This window comes from Vibrio frigidus (assembly GCF_042465995.1).
In the GTDB taxonomy this organism is placed as follows: Bacteria; Pseudomonadota; Gammaproteobacteria; order Enterobacterales; family Vibrionaceae; genus Vibrio.
Map to the genome: position 1 here is coordinate 207,633 of NZ_JBCDMC010000005.1, position 19,149 is coordinate 226,781.

The 19,149-nt window shown below is 40.8% G+C and carries 16 protein-coding genes; 8 read left to right on the forward strand and 8 right to left on the reverse strand.

Features of this window, described 5'->3' with window-relative positions; all coding sequences use genetic code 11:
• Window positions 1-6: 6 nt before the first annotated feature.
• From AACW90_RS10465 to AACW90_RS10475, 3 genes are all read right to left on the reverse strand, one after another.
• Window positions 7-1,335 carry an anaerobic sulfatase maturase gene (locus tag AACW90_RS10465; RefSeq protein WP_390234341.1) on the reverse strand — a complete coding sequence of 443 codons (1,329 nt, stop codon included), beginning with the start codon at window positions 1,333-1,335 and terminating at the stop codon, window positions 7-9.
• Between the two features lie 160 nt (window positions 1,336-1,495).
• Window positions 1,496-3,100 carry a sulfatase-like hydrolase/transferase gene (locus AACW90_RS10470; RefSeq protein ID WP_390233988.1) on the reverse strand — a complete coding sequence of 535 codons (1,605 nt, stop codon included), beginning with the start codon at window positions 3,098-3,100 and terminating at the stop codon, window positions 1,496-1,498.
• Between the two features lie 88 nt (window positions 3,101-3,188).
• Window positions 3,189-4,973, reverse strand: a complete 1,785-nt coding sequence (locus AACW90_RS10475) for a solute:sodium symporter family transporter (RefSeq protein WP_390233991.1) — start codon at window positions 4,971-4,973, stop codon at window positions 3,189-3,191.
• 230 nt (window positions 4,974-5,203) lie between these two features.
• Here AACW90_RS10475 and AACW90_RS10480 point away from each other — a divergent pair, with 230 nt between their 5' ends.
• Window positions 5,204-6,055, forward strand: coding sequence for a helix-turn-helix transcriptional regulator (locus tag AACW90_RS10480; RefSeq protein ID WP_390233994.1), 852 nt, complete (start codon window positions 5,204-5,206; stop codon window positions 6,053-6,055).
• Window positions 6,056-6,079: 24 nt separating this feature from the next.
• On the opposite strand, the gene AACW90_RS10485 is transcribed toward AACW90_RS10480, so the two are convergent.
• Complete coding sequence (locus AACW90_RS10485; RefSeq protein ID WP_390233996.1) at window positions 6,080-7,744, reverse strand: AMP-binding protein; 1,665 nt, start codon at window positions 7,742-7,744, stop codon at window positions 6,080-6,082.
• Window positions 7,745-7,992: 248 nt separating this feature from the next.
• On the opposite strand from AACW90_RS10485, the gene AACW90_RS10490 reads away from it, so the two are divergent.
• Window positions 7,993-8,184, forward strand: a complete 192-nt coding sequence (locus tag AACW90_RS10490) for a hypothetical protein (protein ID WP_195705169.1) — start codon at window positions 7,993-7,995, stop codon at window positions 8,182-8,184.
• Window positions 8,185-8,262: 78 nt separating this feature from the next.
• Here the strand turns inward: AACW90_RS10490 and AACW90_RS10495 are convergent, their stop codons facing one another.
• Window positions 8,263-9,633: an L-serine ammonia-lyase gene (locus AACW90_RS10495; protein WP_390233999.1), complete on the reverse strand. Its 1,371-nt coding sequence runs from the start codon at window positions 9,631-9,633 to the stop codon at window positions 8,263-8,265.
• Window positions 9,634-9,888: 255 nt separating this feature from the next.
• Between AACW90_RS10495 and AACW90_RS10500 the strand changes: the two genes are divergently transcribed.
• Complete coding sequence (locus tag AACW90_RS10500) at window positions 9,889-10,314, forward strand: nitrous oxide-stimulated promoter family protein (protein WP_390234001.1); 426 nt, start codon at window positions 9,889-9,891, stop codon at window positions 10,312-10,314.
• On the opposite strand, the gene AACW90_RS10505 is transcribed toward AACW90_RS10500, so the two are convergent.
• Complete coding sequence (locus tag AACW90_RS10505; RefSeq protein ID WP_390234004.1) at window positions 10,295-11,665, reverse strand: MATE family efflux transporter; 1,371 nt, start codon at window positions 11,663-11,665, stop codon at window positions 10,295-10,297. The two genes, AACW90_RS10500 and AACW90_RS10505, sit on opposite strands and share 20 nt — an antisense overlap.
• Window positions 11,666-11,717: 52 nt before the next feature.
• On the opposite strand from AACW90_RS10505, the gene AACW90_RS10510 reads away from it, so the two are divergent.
• Together AACW90_RS10510 and AACW90_RS10515 are read left to right on the forward strand one after the other, a co-directional pair.
• Window positions 11,718-12,617, forward strand: a complete 900-nt coding sequence (locus AACW90_RS10510) for a helix-turn-helix transcriptional regulator (RefSeq protein WP_390234007.1) — start codon at window positions 11,718-11,720, stop codon at window positions 12,615-12,617.
• Entirely contained in the window at window positions 12,617-13,093 is a 477-nt protein-coding gene (locus AACW90_RS10515) for a LabA-like NYN domain-containing protein (RefSeq protein WP_390234009.1), read from the forward strand. The genes AACW90_RS10510 and AACW90_RS10515 overlap by 1 nt, the downstream gene beginning before the upstream one ends.
• A gap of 20 nt (window positions 13,094-13,113) precedes the next feature.
• On the opposite strand, the gene AACW90_RS10520 is transcribed toward AACW90_RS10515, so the two are convergent.
• Both AACW90_RS10520 and AACW90_RS10525 read right to left on the reverse strand, forming a co-directional pair.
• Entirely contained in the window at window positions 13,114-13,290 is a 177-nt protein-coding gene (locus AACW90_RS10520; RefSeq protein WP_390234012.1) for a DUF2986 domain-containing protein, read from the reverse strand.
• A 78-nt stretch (window positions 13,291-13,368) separates the two neighbouring features.
• Window positions 13,369-14,145, reverse strand: coding sequence for an EAL domain-containing protein (locus tag AACW90_RS10525; protein WP_390234014.1), 777 nt, complete (start codon window positions 14,143-14,145; stop codon window positions 13,369-13,371).
• A 353-nt stretch (window positions 14,146-14,498) separates the two neighbouring features.
• Between AACW90_RS10525 and AACW90_RS10530 the strand changes: the two genes are divergently transcribed.
• From AACW90_RS10530 to AACW90_RS10540, 3 genes are all read left to right on the forward strand, one after another.
• Window positions 14,499-16,541: a TonB-dependent receptor plug domain-containing protein gene (locus tag AACW90_RS10530; protein ID WP_390234018.1), complete on the forward strand. Its 2,043-nt coding sequence runs from the start codon at window positions 14,499-14,501 to the stop codon at window positions 16,539-16,541.
• A gap of 61 nt (window positions 16,542-16,602) precedes the next feature.
• Window positions 16,603-17,100, forward strand: a complete 498-nt coding sequence (locus AACW90_RS10535; RefSeq protein ID WP_390234021.1) for a YfiR family protein — start codon at window positions 16,603-16,605, stop codon at window positions 17,098-17,100.
• Entirely contained in the window at window positions 17,097-19,139 is a 2,043-nt protein-coding gene (locus tag AACW90_RS10540) for an EAL domain-containing protein (protein ID WP_390234023.1), read from the forward strand. Before AACW90_RS10535 ends, AACW90_RS10540 begins: the two co-directional genes overlap by 4 nt.
• Window positions 19,140-19,149: the final 10 nt, after the last annotated feature.

Sequence of the window (19,149 nt, forward strand, 5' to 3'; positions counted from 1 at the left end):
GGGTCTTTATTTTCCACAGCATTGCTTGAATTTTCTGTTTGAACCACATGGGCATGGGTCGTTTCGACCGACCTTTGCAGTGGTAGAGGCACTGTTTTTAAGCTGCATTTCATGTTGATGTACCTGCCACATGATGTCACTTGCTGGTCGACCAGACTCAACTAAATCGCGCATTGTCGCAATGTAAGAGGCGGTATAATTGAAAAAATGTAAATAACCATCACATAGGTAATTGTGATTAGGCGCACCACTTTTTGACGATATAAATCTATGCTTAGGGCAACCACCATGACACGCGAAACGAAACTCGCACGTTTTGCACTCTGGTGTTAATCTCGATTTTTTAGACTGCCCAAATGCAATGGCTTGATCGCTCTGATTCATCTCTTTGATTGATAATTCGTGTATGTTACCAAGCTTATATTCAGGATATACGTAGTGATCACAGCTGTATAAATCGCCGTTAGCTTCTAGAGCCAGTGCTGTTCCGCATGTTGGGGAAAATATACATAGGCCACCCGGTTGTTTACACCAGTTGGCTAACGCGGTATCGAACGTTTGAATAAATACAGTACCAACGTCTTTTCTAACCCACTCATCAAATATCTGGTTAAGAAACTCGCCATATTGCCATGCAGGCACCGACCAACTTGTTACATTAGATTCAAGCGGTGAATCAGGGTGAATCAAAGTGAGTTGACCAGAATTCGTGGTTTTGGTCTGTTGTTCCACCAAGGGTATGAACTGCATGAATTTGGAGCCGATCGCTTTTAAAAAGTGATAGACCTCTTTGGGGTGGCGGGCATTGATATCATTGACGACAGTCAGTGTATTAAAAGCGATGTCGTGATGAATAAGTCGCTTGATCGCTCGCATCACTTTTTCGTGTGTCGCTTTACCTGATCTTGTTACTCTATAGGCATCGTGTAGCTCTGCTGGACCGTCAATGGAAAGGCCAATTAAGAAATTGTGACGTTTGAAAAATTCACACCAATCGTCGTCTATCAAAATGCCGTTGGTTTGAAAGGCATGATGCACTCTTTTATCACCTTTGTGCTTATCGACAAACTGAATGGCTTTTTGATAAAACGCTATTCCCATTAAGGTCGGCTCACCGCCTTGCCACGCAATATCAACGTCTGGACCTTGCTGCGCATCAATCTGCTGTTTAATGAAAAGTTCTAATGTCTCGTCGTCCATTTTCCAGTTTTCATTTCGCTCTGGGTAGAGCTTCTCTTTTTCTAAATAAAAACAGTATTTGCAATCGAGATTACATACAAAACCAGATGGTTTTGCCATAACGTGGCAATTGGTAGGAAGGTTTTGAGTGGTCATTGTTTGCAATTAGACTCCTTTTATAGAGAGGTGGCAGATGAGGGTGAACAGAAAAAAGTTATGGCTGTATATATACTTGAAATAAGCGAGTTAAAGCCAGCTTTTTTTTAAAACTGGCTTTATTTAAAAAATAACCTGATGCAACTCAAGATAGATAAGTTTAGCTTAATATAGGTTTTAACATCTGCATATCTTGATTGTGCTGCATTGGCAGGTGTTCCATATTGTGTAATCGGAACGATGCCCAATAACCCGCCCAACGAGGATCTGAACTGAATATCTCAGCGCCTTTATCTATTATGGCTTGCTTAATACTGTCGGATTCCTCCAGATAAAAAAGGTTAACCTGATCATCGATATCTAGGTCATAGAGTTCTTGATACCCAGTTGAGGTATTGTAACCGTAAAACCAACGGCGGTTATCTAATTCGATTTGGAAACCCGCACCAAGGTTCATGCCGACGTGCATGCCTGTTTGATATACTTGGGTTAGTGGTTTACGTTCTTTTCCTTGGGTAAGAGGCAGCAAACTACCCCCTTCCATATAGGTTGGTGTGTCTATACCCGCGATATTCAAAACGGTTGGTGCAACGTCTAGTGATGAAACCAATACTTCGCTATGTCTAATCGCTGATGCATAGGATTGCGGCGGCTTAACATACAGAGGAATCGAGAATATATCAGGTTGAAAATAGACCCCCTTATCAGCCATACCCATTCTTCCGTTCATGTCTCCATGGTCGGCTGAAAATATTATCAAACTGTCTTGCCAAAGCCCGGATGATTTCAAGTAGTCAATGAGTTTTCCGACGCCATAATCCACGACTTCTACTTGAAGTAAGTGACCCGCTATATAATCCACTAACGTCTGCTCGTCGTAGATCCCCCAATATTTCCTATAAAGCTTGTAGATAGGATTATTTGGGAGATCGTCACAAGCCATTAAGCGACGAAAACTCTCTGGTATTTCGATAGCTTGCTTAATTTCTTGATAGCGTTTTTCAAAACCGGCCGGAATGGAGTAGGGCTGGTGTGGGTCAAAGAAGTCAAGTTGGCTAAAAATCGGCTTTGTTGGGTCTTGGCGTTTGGCGGCCTTTATCTGACGAATGGTAAGATCAGCTAAGAACGTAGAGTAGTGAGCTTCAACTGGGAATGGTTGGCCATTTTCTTGTTCAATCCATCCGCCGAACGAATTTCCAACGTTCACCATATCCGACTGCAATCCGTAGAGTTCTCGTTTGTATACTGGCGGCAGAACCCCCATTGAGTCGATATAGTCGATATACCGGTCATCATCTAATACGGGTGGTCCCCAACGATCCCACGCGTGAACGTTTTCGCCAAAAGTTTCGACAAATTTAGCGACGCCCACGTGGCATTTTCCAGCGTGTTTAAGCGTGTAGCCCTCAGATTTAAGGTAATCTTGAAAAATAGTATCACTCGTTTCAAGATCGACCTGTGATCCACAGGGTGCTCTTTCGCCATTGGTTAAGTATGGAGGATGTTGGCCAGTAAACAGTGCGGCTCTAGCGGGTCCGCATAACGGGCTTGGCGTGAAAGCGCGGTTAAACTTAGTCCCTTCTTGCGCTATCTGATCTAGATTTGGTGTACGGATAACACTCGATAGCTGTCTAGCATCGTTGTAACAATCTGGCGAGATCATATCAACGGTTATTAAGAAGATATTCGGTTTGTTAGCGACGTCAAAGGTTTTGTAGGCACCCTTACGCGACTTTCTATTTAGGAATTTGGTATCCCCAGGCATAAAAGAATCCTCACTGGATAAGTGTAAATAATGAGCCTGAATAGCTGTATCAATTCTTGTCCTGAGTGCAGATTCAGGCCCGTTGATCTTATTGGTTTTCGGCGAGAGAAGACGCTGACGGTGATGTTTTTGATAACCAAATTTTTCGAGCTACAAAGCAGGACATTCCAAAAAGCGCTAACACGAGAAGCACCTTGGTAAGGCTACCGTTCTCACCGAGAATGCCGATATTAGAAAATACAGTGTAAAGCAGGGCTAACAGTCCAATAACCGTCCAGCTAGCGTGTTTTACGTACTTCCATTCAGTCACTTCAACCTGTTCGGTATACTTCTGTTCGAATGCGCTCTCCAATGGTTTGAAATAGCGAACCACCATCATGATTGAAACCATCCACAAGAAGTTAAGACCAACAACGTGGAGCCAATGCAGTTTGACGAACCCTAGGTCATCCTTAAGCACGAAGTGAGCGATATAGAAACTCGCCATACCAATGGGAAGCGCAATGTATGCAGCAAGTGCAGGTGTACGTTTAGACACGATACCAACAAGAATCACGGTAAGGATTGGCACATTAATAACGGCCATAATGGTTCGCATTAGCGTATATAAACCATCCGCTTGCGCAATAAGTGGCGCAATACAAACACAAATAGCAATAGTAACTGAACCAAAGATCTTACCGATTCGAACCGTCTGCCTATCAGACGCATCTTTGTTGATTATCCCTTTATAAATATCAAGGCTTACAAGCGTTGATAAGCTGTTCACTCCACTATTAAATGAGCTCATAACAGCGCCGAATAATACCGCACCAAAGAACCCCGTTAACCATGTAGGAAGCACTTCTCTAACCAAGGTTGGATAAGCCATATCTTTAGCAAGAATTTCCAATCCTTCTGCTGAAATCCCTTTAACAGGTACAGAGATCATTCCGCGTTGATGCATGTGCCAAGCGATAATTCCAGGTAGAACCAGCATCATGACACCAAAAACTTTCATAATTGCCGCTGCTAAAACACCTTTTTGTCCCTCTGCTAGGTTTTTTGCGCCTAATGCTCGTTGAACAATCGCTTGATTGGTACACCAGTAAAAGAGGTTAATTAATAAAATACCAGAGAATAGAGTATGCCAAGGAATCGCCGCTCCTTCTGAAACACCCGCCGCTTGCATCCGTTCTGGTGCCTCGGAAATGACGATATTAAAACCTTCAATCATGCTGCCATCACCAAGTTGGGTCAGGGCAAGAACCGGGACTAAGAAACCCGCGAATAGAAGACCCACGCCGTTTACCGTATCTGAAACTGCTACTGCCTTAAGCCCACCGAAGACGGCGTACAAACCTCCCATAATACCGAGGCTGATAACCATTATCCAGGTCGCTACGTTCTCAGTGACCCCTAGAATTTCAGCTACATTGAACAGTTTACCTAAGGTAATAGCACCTGCATAAAGTACAAATGGTAGGAAGCCAATTACAATTGCGTAAATAAAGATAAATGACGCGACACTTCTCATTCGCTTGCCGTATCTAGCTTCTAAAAACTGAGGTACAGTGGCGATGCCACCGCGTAAGAACTTAGGAAGAAAAACAACAGCAAGTATTATCATTGTTACCGCGGCTACAGTTTCCCATGCCATAACACTTGCGCCATTTGCGAAGGCATTGCCGTTGAGCCCCGTTAATTGCTCTGCAGAAATATTGGTTAGAAAAAGCGAACCTGCAATAACAAACCAGGGAAGACTACGACCGGCTAAAAAATAACCCGTTGTTTCGTTTAAATTTTCATCTTTAGTAACTCGATATGATATCCACGCTACTAACAGTGTAAATATAATAAATGACCCAATGGCAATCATAATATTATTCTCCATGTGTGAAGCACTTTTATTCCGTTCAATGTGCTTTTATTGTAAGGGTAATTAAGGTTAGGGCGATGTTCTAGTGATTAACTTTAAACTTGCTAATTCTCGTTAATAATAAAGAGATACGTCACGTTATTCGTCATTCAATAAAGGATTTCAATCACCTTGGGTCTAGTATTGGTTAGAAACGACATCATGTAGATGTAGTTAACGAACCGATTCATGTATAAAACGAAACTATGAAGAATAATCCGTTAGTAATTCTAAAAAATGTGAGCTGTACAGGTATTTCGATACGTTCATTTTGGGATGTCAATGGTGATAGGGGTTATCAAAACCTTTGGCCAAGAGATCGTAAGCTTCCTTACGCAGACAATACCCTTGTTGTTGTTTATACAGAGAGTGGTCAGGGGGTGATAAATGTAAAAAACGCAGATAGCATCAATATCAGGGGGAATAGTTTAATCTTTCTTGAACCACAATCTATTCTGAGTTACGGCTGTACAGGATTGGCATGGAAGTTATATTGGGTAGAGATATTTATAGATGAAGATGCGAAAAAGGTCATCCCTTTTAAAAGCATTATTAATATAGAAAATAGAGTTCATTATGAATTACAACTGGAGGAATTAAAGAAGCAGTTGAATTATAATGAGACCTACCATAACTCATATGCAGCAGCAATTTTTACTAAAATATTCTACGAATGGTTGGTTAACGCTAATTTCAAAGATAAGACACCACAACAAAGGATCATTGCCACTGTTGTAGACGAAATGTATCACCGAATTTCGGAAAACTGGACCGTTAAGGAGATGGCTTCTTTTGTTGGTTGCAGTGAGCAACATATGCGCAAGCTATTTACTAAGCAAACGGGTAAATCACCGAAAGACTATTACATGACGATTAAACTTGAAATTGCGCACACTCTGTTAAAAAAGGGCACACATAACATCACACAACTCGCTTATGAACTTGGTTACACTGATGCGTTCCATTTTAGCAAAGCCTTCAAGAAAAAGTTTAACATATCACCATCAGAGGTCGAACCTCACCAGACCAGCGAGGCTCGAAATCTATTAGAGCAATGACGTGTTAGGGATGATTAAAAGCGATCAGTCCCTCAACTCTCTTCTTAAGATTTTTCCGACATTAGTTTTTGGCAGTTCTTCTCTAAATTCAATGATTTTTGGGATTTTATAGCCAGTCAAATGTTGACGGCAGTGCTTCTTTATATCGTCTGCAGTAACTGGCGCACTAGTGACAACAACAAGTTTAACCCTTTCTCCGGCGACGTCATCTAGTACGCCAATTGCGGCGGCCTCGACAATCTTAGGGTGCAGAGTGGCGACTTCCTCAATTTCGGTAGGAAAGACATTAAAACCGGAGACTAGAATCATGTCTTTTTTACGATCTTCTATATAGAAAAATCCTTGGTCATCCATCCTGCCGATATCACCAGAACTTATCCAACCGCCTTCTTTTAAGGCTTCTTTAGTTTCAAGTTCTTGTTGCCAATAGCCTTTCATGACCTGATCACCGCGAATCTCTATCTCACCAATTTCTCCGGCAGGAAGTTCGTTGCCTTGCTCATTGACTATTCTTAACTCAGTACTAGGCAAGGGCACTCCAATAGATGGAACAAAGGACTGTTGAGTATGGACACCACCAGCAACGACAGGGGAGCATTCAGTCAAGCCGTAACCTTCAACGACTGGCATTCCTGTAATTCTCTGCCATTCGTCCGCGACATGTTTTTGTGTCGCCATTCCACCTGCAATAGTGAAGTTAGCATGGCTGAAGTCCAATGATCGAAAGCCAGCATGATTGTTTAACCCGTTAAAAAGCGTGTTAAGACCAAACATCATGGTGAAAGGATATTTCTTTAGATCGTTAACAAAACTATCCATATCTCGAGGATTCGTGATAAGTAGGTTAGTACCACCAAAATACATGATCAACATCATACTGACTGAGTTAGCAAAAATGTGATAGAGAGGCAGAGGTGTGACGGCGTGTTCGTTCTCGACTAAGGTTCGAGGTGAAAAATGCGCATTAACCTGCAGAACATTTGCAATAATGTTGCGATGCGTAAGCATGGCCCCTTTAGCAAGCCCTGTTGTACCGCCCGTGTATTGGAGGTAAGCAAGATCACTGTTTTCTATAAGCGGTGGATTCAGTGTCAGGCTTTTACCTTGAGTTAAGGCTCTTTTGAACGAGATGGCGCCAGGTAGATTATATTTTGGCACCATTTTTTTAACATACTTAACGGCAAAATTAACCAGTGTACGTTTATACGGTGTAAATTCATCACCTATTCGAGTTAGAATGACATGTTCTAAACTGGTTTGGTTGATAACTTTTTGAAGATTGTTGCCGAAGTTTGTCACCGCTACAATGGCTTTTGCGCCTGAGTCGCGTAACTGGTGTTGAAGTTCTCTCGGCGTATAGAGAGGATTAACGTTTACTACCACCAATCCTGCCTTGAGAGAACCAAGAATAGCGATGGGGTATTGAAGAAGGTTTGGCATCATTAATGCGATGCGATCCCCTTTTTTCATTGCCAATTTTACTTGCAGATAAGCAGCAAAAGCCGTCGCTTTTTCATCCAGTTCCTTATAACTAAGCGAATGCCCCATATTAATGAAAGCGGCTTTGTCTGGATGCTTAGCGAATACGTCCCGGAACATATCCGTAATATTTTGATACTTGTCGGCATCGATAGACGCAGGCACGTCTTTCGGGTAACTGTTAAGCCATGGTTTTTGTTCTGCGTACATTGTTATATTCTTCCTGCCATTTTTACCCGTATAGGGTAACGTATTCGCAATTCAAACAATAGAGCAAACGTACTAACTGAGCGTTTATCAACCTGTTTCTGTCAATATTTTAGAGGTAAATCCGGCGATAGACGATAGAATTGTTTCATGCTTAGACTAAAGTGGTATTTTCTATTTGTCATTTCTAGGTTAAAAATAACCTTACTATCTTTGAGATTATTAGTGAAACACAACAAGAGGGTTGGATTATGGAATTGAAGCAAGACCCAAGATGCTATACCGATGTGTGTGTAAATGGACTTTGGTATCACTATGATCATTGCGGCACTAAAGCATACGTATTGAGAGGGGGAGCGTCTCCAGAAATTATGCTTGAGCGCGAGCCAAAGACAGAAGACGAGTTAGTCTTAATGCTTAAAAATATGACGCCCAATTTTTAGATATTAATATAATAAAAAACCGAGTTCTTTGACAAGGCTCGGTTTTTTATTGCGTGTTAGATTAGTCATGTAAATTCATTATTCGCATGGAGGTGCCATGTGGATAACCGCCAAACCTCCGAGCGAGGTTTCGCGGTACTTCTTATTCATGTCTTTTCCGGTTTGATACATAGTATCAATAACTTTATCCAAAGAAATCAAGCACTTGCTGTTTCTCTTTAGTGCCATTCTAGATGCATTAATTGCCTTTACTGCCCCCATTGCGTTTCTCTCAATACAAGGCACCTGAACCAGCCCACCAATGGGGTCACACGTCATTCCTAAGGAGTGTTCCATGGCTATTTCAGCGGCAATACAAACTTGCTCGTTAGTACCACCGCGTAAAGCAGTTAAACCAGCTGCCGCCATAGAAGAGGAAACACCGATTTCTCCCTGACAGCCGACTTCTGCGCCAGAAATGGACGCATTCATTTTATACAGCATCCCGATAGCACCAGACACAGCAAGAAAATCTTTGATCTGTTTAAGATCTAACTCTTTAATAAAGGTGTGATAATACATCAATACTGCTGGGATAACGCCAGCGGCACCATTGGTTGGCGAGGTGACAACTTGTCCTCCAGCGGCATTTTCTTCACTCACCGCGAAGGCATAAACATTTATCCAATCCATTATCTCCATTGGGTCGCTATGCAGAGAATGATTGGCCTCAAGGTTTTTATGTAACGCTGGAGCTCGCCTTGTTACATTGAGTCCACCATCAAGAATACCCTCTGTCACTAATCCACGTTCGACACAATTTGTCATTATTTGCCATATCTGACGTGCTTTATCATCGATTTCTTCTTGGGGTCTAAATGCTAATTCATTTTTTAAAACAAGTCCGCCCAAGCAGAAACCGTTGGTCTCCGCTTTTAGCAGTAACTCGTCTGCTGAAAGGAAAGGATACTCAACCTTAACAACGTCTTTACTCGACCCGTTGGTTAATTCAGATTCGGTAGCAATGAACCCACCACCGACGGAATAATAGATCTCTTTTGAAATGAGTTTATTGCTTCCGTCGAATGCAGAAATGGACATGCCATTTTCATGCAAAGGAAGGTTCTCTTTGTGAAAAATGATGTCGTTATTGAAATCAAATGGAATAATGTAGTTCGGTGAAAGTGTGAGTGTGTTGTTGTCGATGTCAGAGCGTAGCAGGGCGTTCGCTTGTTCAATATGAATATTGTCTGGGCGGTTTCCCATCAAACCAATGAGCGTAGCGCGGTCAGTATGGTGACCTCTACCCGTTAATGAGAGCGAACCATAAAGGTCAACCTTGATTGACGCTACCTGGTCGAAATGACTTTCGATTTTTTGCCTAAATTCGAAACCTGCAATCATAGGTCCATTGGTATGAGAACTTGAAGGGCCAACACCGATTTTGTAGATATCGAATATAGATAACATGGTTTTACTCTCGAGATGAAATCAGTGCGAATACTGATTTATATTTATAATGTGTTTCGGAAAATAACGAAGGTTGATACTACCGTTCCGATCCTGAACAATTCAAGAAACTTGTTACGTGGCTGTGACAGAGAATAACATACTCTACTAAAAATCACGTTTTAAACCCTGTATAGTAATATTCCTTTTTCATACCAATGTTTATTATTTGTTATGGTTTCAATTATAGACATAGATTGCTCAAGTGGATAACTAATGCAGGTAAGTGAAGTATTAAGTGGTGAGTTGGCGACTGAATTTAAAACGGTGTCGGCTATGATGGAGATATACTGCAGAAAATATCACGGTAGCAGGTCGAACTTATGTCAGAACTGCCGTGAGCTCTTGACCTACGCAGAAACTAAATTGGACCGCTGTCCTTATGGTCAGGAGAAGCCTACCTGCAATAAATGTCCAATTCATTGCTATAAACCAGAACCCAAAGAACGCATGCGGCTGATCATGCGCTACTCTGGCCCAAGAATGCTATTGAAACACCCCATTCTTGCGGTTAGGCACCTTCGGCACGAAAAGCGCGAGGTACCTGAACAACCTAAAGTGAATGCATCTAATCGTCACACGCGATTAGAATTGGCCAAACAGGAAGCCGAGTACAAAAAAACTATGCGTGAGAAAGAGTAAGGTTGTTAACCCATTTTAGCTTCAAATAACGATGAAAGCAGAGCAATAATTTAACAACCTCTTCGATGATCAACATCGCATAAACCCAGGAAAATCCCCATTCTCCGATGAATGCACCATAGGCGGTGAGGGGAATACCGACCAACCACATTGCGATAAAATCCATTCGCAGGCAAAACAGGTTGTCCCCGCCAGAACGCAATATCCCATTTATGATGATCAAGTTAAGCATTCTTATCCAGATACCGCAGCATAGGATAGAGATTGCGGGAAGTGATAGGTGATAAAACACTTCTCCATCCAGATTAAGTAGTGTGAGTATCCATTCTTTGGTAGCGAATAGAGTTACACCAAGAATTAGGCCAAATATCAAAACAAACTTCAACAGTATCCGTGTTAGTTGAACCGCTTGACCAAATTGGTCTTTGCCCAATGACTGCCCAATGAGCACGGAACAAGCAACAGAAAGACCAAAGAATGTCGCGTAACACAGCGATTCAAATGGCCCTAGCAAGCTAAATACGGCCAGTTCCGTTGTTCCAATATGACCAAATATCATCTGGTAAGTTAACGTACCCATGGCCCAAAGCAACCCGTTGGATGCATTTGGTATAGCCAACTTACGATACGACGCATGTAACTTTTCAGGTGAGGCAACACGTTGAGAACTGAAGAGCCAATGGTGACGGTACCTCATATATGAATACATCAAAGCGATCTGTACAAAACGGGCAATAGTGGTGGCTAGGGCTGCACCCGCGACACCCATAGGGGCTATACCAAAACCACCCTGTATGAGCCAAAAATTAAGGGCGATGTTTAACAAGACCGTTAGAGTACCCACATAAAGTGGAGAGGTTGCATCTCCGCTAGACCGCATACTAGATTCAAGTACGATGACGAAGTGCGTTAATATCAATACTGGAAAACTGTACCACAGGTATTGGGACCCCAATTCGATTACACGTAAATCCATGGTTTGCGCCTGCATAATAAACCCAGAAAATAACGTAATTAGCACCGTAACGGGTAAAATAATTAGCGCGCCAACACGAATAGCGTAAAGCGTTACTGATTTGGCCGAGTTTCGGTCATCTTTGCCCCAGTATTGCGATACCAATACACCATTCGACACACTTAACCCCGCCATAATCATAATTGCAACAAAATGCCATTTTGATGCAATTCCCACAGCAGCAGTTGCCTCTTTACCAAATTCACTAACAATGAGAACATCAGCAAGTGCGAGAATTGATACCAACGCGCTTTGTATCGCAACAGGAAGAGCGAGCTTGATTATTCTTGAAAATAGGCGCGGGTGGTTGGTTTGAACAGGCATTAAGTATGACATGAATCCTCCTTTTTAATAGAGTGAAATATAGACATATAAGAAGATAAATAACATGTCAAAAAAAAGCATAAACCTGTTCAAATCCGTCATTAGTGATTTTGAGCCTCCAGTCGAATGGAAAGATTTTGTTTATCTCTCACCGGAATGTAGGGAGCGATTTTTAACAGTATCGGATATCCCAGAACTCAGTACTCAACATTTTTTCATGGCTGGATTAGCGGAGTTGAAAGGGGGATATCTGGTTGAAAGAGACAGCGTTGACGTCCACACCCTGCTATTCACTATTGAAGGGGAAGGTAAGCTAACAACGGCAACAAGTGAGGTGGTACTGAAACAAAACACACTGACTGTTTTACCTGCACTTACTCCGTTTCGATTTGAGTTAAATAAACCTGATGGGCAATGGAAAATGGTCTGGGTTCTCCTTAATAATAAAGAAAAGTGGATTCAGATAGCCAAACTTGGTCAATCGGTTATACCCTTTAAGGACGCGGAACTTGTATGGGCACTGATGACGCTTTTGCACAGCGAGATAGAAGGTCGACCAGCTTACAGAAAGCTTATATGCAGCGAGATTTCGAGTTTTTTAACAGGTGTTGAGTCCAAACCATTTAACTCTACTGCAAGAGTTCAGGCGTTATTTAATGAAGTAGGAGCACAACTTCATTTGCCATGGACGGTGAAAGAGATGGCGAACAGAACGTTTTTGAGTGAAGAGCAATTAAATAGAGTGTGTAAATCGCTTTATGCTCGCTCTCCTCAGAAAAAACTAATTGCATTACGCATGCAAAAAGCCGCAGACTTACTGCACAATAGAGAATGGTCTATTACCATGATCGCGCAACGTCTTGGATATAAAGACCCATACAATTTCACCCACAGATTCAAGGTGTTTTATGGTTGTTCTCCGAGAGATTACCGTAAACGAATTCATCAACAAAGAGAGTCATAATGGAGTCAGTTGCAATACTTGTAGATGTACAAAATATCTACTACACGACAAGGGATCGTTTTAATAGTCATTTTGACTACAATGCATTCTGGAGAAAAGCAACCGGGAATAGACAGGTAGTTGAAGCCAACGCTTACGCAATAGCAAGCAACAACCCCAAACAAAGGCAGTTTCACCATATACTCCGTGGTATAGGATTTAACGTTAAGTTGAAGCCTTTTATTCAGAGAATGGACGGTTCTGCGAAAGGGGATTGGGATGTTGGGATAACACTAGACGCAATAGAGTTGGCGATGCAAGCTGATGTCGTGATTCTTCTTTCCGGCGATGGTGATTTTGATTTGCTTGCACAACGAATCAGAGATAAATATAAAAAAGAGGTTGAAGTTTACGGTGTTAAAGATCTTACAGCAAAATCTTTAATAGAAGCGTCGGATCGTTTTTATGAAATTGATGAAGATCTTTTAATAAAGTAATGTAAAAAGAAGAAGATCAATCATTGATCTTCTTCTTCTTGAATTTCTTTTTCACTAACATTTTCTTCTATAATAATATCTAATTTTTCTCTGTCAGCTTTAGATATATATTTTTCTTTATTGTCTGTATGTAATTTAGAGTTTTTCTTTTTTTGTCTTTTTTTAAATATTTGATTAATTTTCTTTTTTCTATTCACTGCATATTCTCACTCAGTAGATGTCTATTTAATAAACGAATTTGAGACCTGACATTCGTGATTATAAGCTGCTTTAGATTAGCCGTCTACATCTAATCGGAGCGGTGTCGCAAAGTGAAAGCCTTGAAACAGGCTTACATTGAGACTAGAAACACTGAGAAACTGTTCTTTTGTTTCTATCCCTTCTATTAAGATTTTCGCGTTTATACTCTCACCCAAATCCAACGCTTTGTATAGCCTTCGTTGGTTACCGTCAATAAAATCATCCAGTAAGCTTTTATCCAATTTTATTATGTCTGGTTGTACTAGTTCAACACGATCAACGTCAGAAGAATCAATACCATAATCATCGATAGCGATGGTAAAACCAAGTTCTTTCAGGTGGTCAATAGACTGTTTAAGTCGTCTTGGATTATAGCTATCTAGCTCCACGATCTCGATGACAATCTGGCTCGTCTTTATCTCTAATTCATCTAGGCGTTGCATAAGCAGTTTGGTATTGCGACTGTTATTAAGAAAGTACTCATTAGACCGGGGAATAGTATTTAGAAATAAGGTAGAGCGCCGTTTTGATGATAGGGCGAAATTTCTTATGTGGATCGCGCGACTAAGGCGTTCAACGAATATTTTGCAATCGAAACTAAAAAGGTTACTTCTAAAGAAAAGATCTGTACGAATCTCTTGTCCATCGATGGTCTCTATTCGAAGTAATGCCTCGTAACCAATAATATGAGTGTCACTTTTCAATATTGGTTGATATACACTATTGAGTAACAATCCATTGTAAGTTGCAAAATAGTAACCATTATTATCTCGTTTAATGAGGGATTCTAGTTCTCTACGTTCAAAATACATAAGATATATTCAAATTTTATTAATCACAATTTATTTTTAACCACACTAATTATATTGTCAATACGACTTTATGCTCATTTATAAGAATGTATTAAATTAATTATATTTATAAACAATTTATTAACAAATAAGCAAAACATTGAGTACAAATCGAAGGGTTAAATAGACGCATATTGGCTGGTAAGAGTAGTTAATGCGGTACAAATCACATTAACTAGGTTGCTTATACTTTAGTTTAATCTATTTAGCATTTGATGTGTCAAGAGTTTGTTTTGACAGAGAGCTAACGATACCAACGATGGATAGCTATCGATGCCGAAAATATTAGATCAAACATATATCAGGATTATTTAATGCGTTTTATTTACTTAGCCCCCATGGCTTTGTCTTGTTCTGTTTTTGCAAATGAAGAAGCTTCTTTATTGCCCAGTTTAGAATTAGAAACACTGATGGCAACCGATGTCCAAGCGAATGCTGCGATGAAGCGTTTACAATCTACATCTGAAACCGCAGCGTCTATATACGTATTATCTAACGATGAACTGGTTAAATCTGGTGTTACTTCAATCCCTCAAGCATTGACATTAGTCCCTGGGTTGCAGGTAAGAAAAATCGACAATAATGTTTGGGCGATAACATCTAGAGCACCAGCAGGTAGATATTCAAGTAAATTACTTGTAATGATCGATGGCCAGAGTATTCATAACCCTGGTTTCGCTGGTGTTGATTGGGAAAGTATAAATGTACCAATTTTTGACATAGAAAGAATCGAGGTCATACGTGGTCAGTCAGGGTTGTTATGGGGAAGTAATGCGACAAATGGTGTCGTTAATATTATAACTATGCATTCTGAGGACACGCGTGCAACAAAAGTTCAGGTAGAAACCGGTTCACAATTAAACCATCAAGTAACGGGGCGGTTCGGGTCAGACTTAGGTGAGTATGGTGCGTATCGAGTCTATGCTTCAAGTCGAGAAACTGAACGTTCAGACACCTCCTATAAAGGACGCTCTAGTGATGAAGGGGAAACCTCTTCGTTTGGGTTGCGCTCGGACTTGATCCTAAGCGATGATCTTTCACTTATTTTGCAAGGGGACTATACAAAAATTGATAACGGTCAGACGGTCTCGTTATCTGATTTGACGACGTTTAAAACGAATCAGCTTACGACGGAATTTAAGCGAGAAGATGTTAAGTTAATGACGCGTCTAGAGCACCGGATAGATATTATTTCGAGTCAAATGATTCAAGCCTCCTATTCCAACCTGTCAGCAGACTCAGCTTTCCACAATGAACGCTTTAGTATTGTCGATGTAGACTATCAAATGAATACTATTATTAACGATATTCAATTTGACTGGGGTCTTAACTACAGACACACCCAAATAGATAGCGAAGACACGGACTATATGCTGGCAGTCAAAGATATTAACTCTACCGCCCAATACGGTGGATTTGTACAGGTACAGATTGACCTTATTCCACGAGAGTTGAATTTTTCACTTGGCAATCGTTCCGAACACAATGATTTTACTGGTTGGGAACACCAACCCATTGCAAGGTTAATGTGGAAGCCAACTGATAATCATGTAATGTGGTCATCGGTATCTCAAGCTATAAGGGTTCCATCTTTACTAGAGCAAAATGGTAAGACAGTGTTATCGGGTCAACGAGTAGGTGACCAAGTTGCGACAGGTAATCCTGGTATAGATAATCTTTATATCCCTTTATACTTAAACGGTAGCGAAGATATAGACGCTGAGACAACAATTTCGGGCGAGTTGGGTTATCGATACCTAAGGCATAACTGGAATTTTGATGTTACCTTTTTCCAAACCAAGTCAAAAAACGCGCTAGCGCTTGAAGCAACCTTTAATCCACTTACAATAGAAGAAGTTATCGCACTCAACGACCCTATTGCGATCGCTATTGCCCTACAAAATACGACGATTGATTATAATTTTGTGTCAAATGCGGAACTAAAGACCAACGGTTCGGAGTTCGTGTTAGGGTGGCAGCCAAACGATGAATTCAAGGCAGAAATAGGTTACAACTTTACCTCGTACGAATATCAATTAGCGGATTCAACGAGAACCGCCGTTGGTCAATCTTCCGATTTGTCACAACTGTTCTTAAAGTCTAGTGTATCGATTACCCGTAACCACTACCTCTTTGCCTTATATCGAATCGAATCGGGTACCGCGTATAAAACATCTGATTATGGATCTCTTGACCTAAGTTGGTCATGGTTATTTAACCCAACAGTAGCGTTTACGTTGACGGGTAACAATTTGCTTGCTGGTAAGCATGTAGAGTACAAAAATACAGACGAAACCTATACTGTGCCTACCTATATTGAGCAATCACTTGTTGCTCGAATTACGGCCAATTTCTAAATAGAGGCAGATAGTTATCTTATTAAGGCTGTTTCATCTCGTTCTTATAGGGCTGACGTTAATGTCGGCCAATTTGTCGTATGCAAGTGAAAGAGAATATGCGGTCAAAGCAGGTTTTATCTTTAACTTTGCCCGATACAGTGAGGGCAATTGGTTTAATCCAAATCTCAGAAGCAATTATATTATTTGTAGTTATAATCCAGATTTTGTCCTAACCGCATCAAAAACACTTATTGGTCAAAAGGTTAAAAATCGCCAAGTCGAGGTTCATTTAATATCAAGAGAAGGGATGCCTGATGATTCATGTAATAGTTTTTTCCTGACAGAAAAAAATTCCGACTTGATTGAAAAAGTAACCAGAAATGAAAGCCTGAAAAAAACCATGTTAGTAGGAGAAATGAAAACCTTTGTTCCATCCGGTGGTCATATCAATTTATTTATTACTGGTGGGAAAGTACGCTTTGAGGTTGACTCTGATGCGTTGCTTGATGCGGGTATAAAAATGAGCTCGAAGGTATTAAGGCTTGGACGTGTCGTCGAAGGGAGGCGTAAACAATGAGGAATATTGTTCCTAGATTCCGGACTATCCAAGTAAAGCTTGTCGCCTTATTTATGGTTGTTGCGCTTTTTTCTGTGTTAAGTACCGCAATCACTATTATCAAGTATGAAAAGAGTAATTCCAGAGAAAAAGAGTTGCATCGGATAGACTCAATTGCCGAAATATTGGCTCCAACCTTGACCGCTGCAGTCGTGTTTCATGATGACTTTGCCGCCAGTGAGCTATTGATGCCTTTGATGTCCGATAATACAATTATTGATGCGAAAGTGTACACAATAGACAGCGATGTATTTGTAAGTTTTCAATCCCCTCATTTAAACAGTATTGTTCCTAACACGGTATATATTACGGTGGCAAAACCCCTTGTTCATGACGAGACTAGCTATGGCAACTTGGTGATAAGGGTGAATGATCAATCGATCAATAAGCACATCGAAGTATACTCACTTTTTGTTGGATTGATTGCGGCCATCACTCTGGCAATTAGTTTCGCATTAGCGATAGTGTTTAGCCGATTTGTCATTGAACCTTTGTTGAATCTCGCTCGTGTGGCTACCAAGGTAACGAAAACAAATAATTATGCTCTGCGGGCTAAAACAACGACAAATGATGAAATAGGTCAATTGACTCAGTGCTTCAATCTCATGTTAGAAAACGTTGAACTGCGGGACCGCAACCTAGAACTTCAGGTTAAGCAGAGGACCACGGAATTAGAAGCGGCAAATAGCAAACTCCAGAAACAAGCTTATCATGACAGTTTGTCTAACCTGCCTAATAGACGGTACCTTAACGAAGAGCTGCAAAACTATGTGTTTAAATATGAAGCCAATGAGTCAATCGGCTTTTCAATACTATTTTTAGATCTGGATGGTTTCAAAGACGTTAATGATACTTTGGGGCATGATTATGGTGATCTGTTATTGATCGCGGTTGCCGATAGGCTTAGATCGGTGGTAAGAGCAAGTGACCTTGTTGTCCGCTTGGGCGGTGATGAGTTTACAATACTGCTTGGTGATGTGATTGATAGAGAACACAGCACTTTTGTGGCTAAAAACGTCCAAAGAGAATTAAACCAACCATTTATCATTAAGGGCGAAGACATCTCAGTTACCGCAAGCATTGGTGTTGCCATATTCCCAATAAATGCAATCGATGTAGAAACCATCTTAAAGTGTGCGGATCTGGCAATGTATGAAGCAAAATATGAAGGAAGGAATTGCTACCGATATTTTGACAACATGATGATGGACAGATTAATCGAAAAAAGGTCGGTAGTAGCTGATCTTAAAGTAGCATTGAGAGAGGAGCAATTTGAACTTTATTTTCAGCCTATTGTCGATTTTTCAACGGGTGAAATTGCCAAGGTCGAAGCCCTAATTCGTTGGAACCATCCAACGAAAGGTCTCGTGTTTCCCGATGAATTCATCTCGATTGCTGAAGAGTTTGGCATAATCAACGAAATTGGAGAATGGGTGTTAATAAATGCTTCTTTGCATATTCCCATCTTACAAAAGACCTTCAACCAAGACGTACAAATAAGTGTCAATGTTTCTCCGGCTCAATTCAAAGGTGATTTTAAACGCATAGAAACATGGTTAAACGAGTGCAGAAAATGTGAGCGACAGGTCGATCTCATTTCCTTCGAAATTACTGAAAACCTCTTAATGACGAGTGATGAAATAGTAAAGGATAGGTTGAAGCTGTTGAAAAATGTCGGTATCGATATTGCTATCGATGACTTTGGAGTTGGCTATTCTTCTCTGTCGTATCTACAGCAGATTGAAATCGACTTTATTAAAATTGATCGGTCATTTGTGAAAAATTTGGTCGAAGATGCAAATAGTCAGGCGCTATGTAAAGCGATGATTCAAATGGCGGATGAACTTGGCATCAAGGTTGTAGCGGAAGGGATTGAAGAAAAACGGCAATCTGATCTTCTTGCCTCTTATGGCTGCGGTTATGCCCAAGGTTATTATTTCTCGAAACCTGTTCCTATCGATGTATTAATTGACTCTACACGTGTTTTGATAAACGCATAATGTAAAGGGA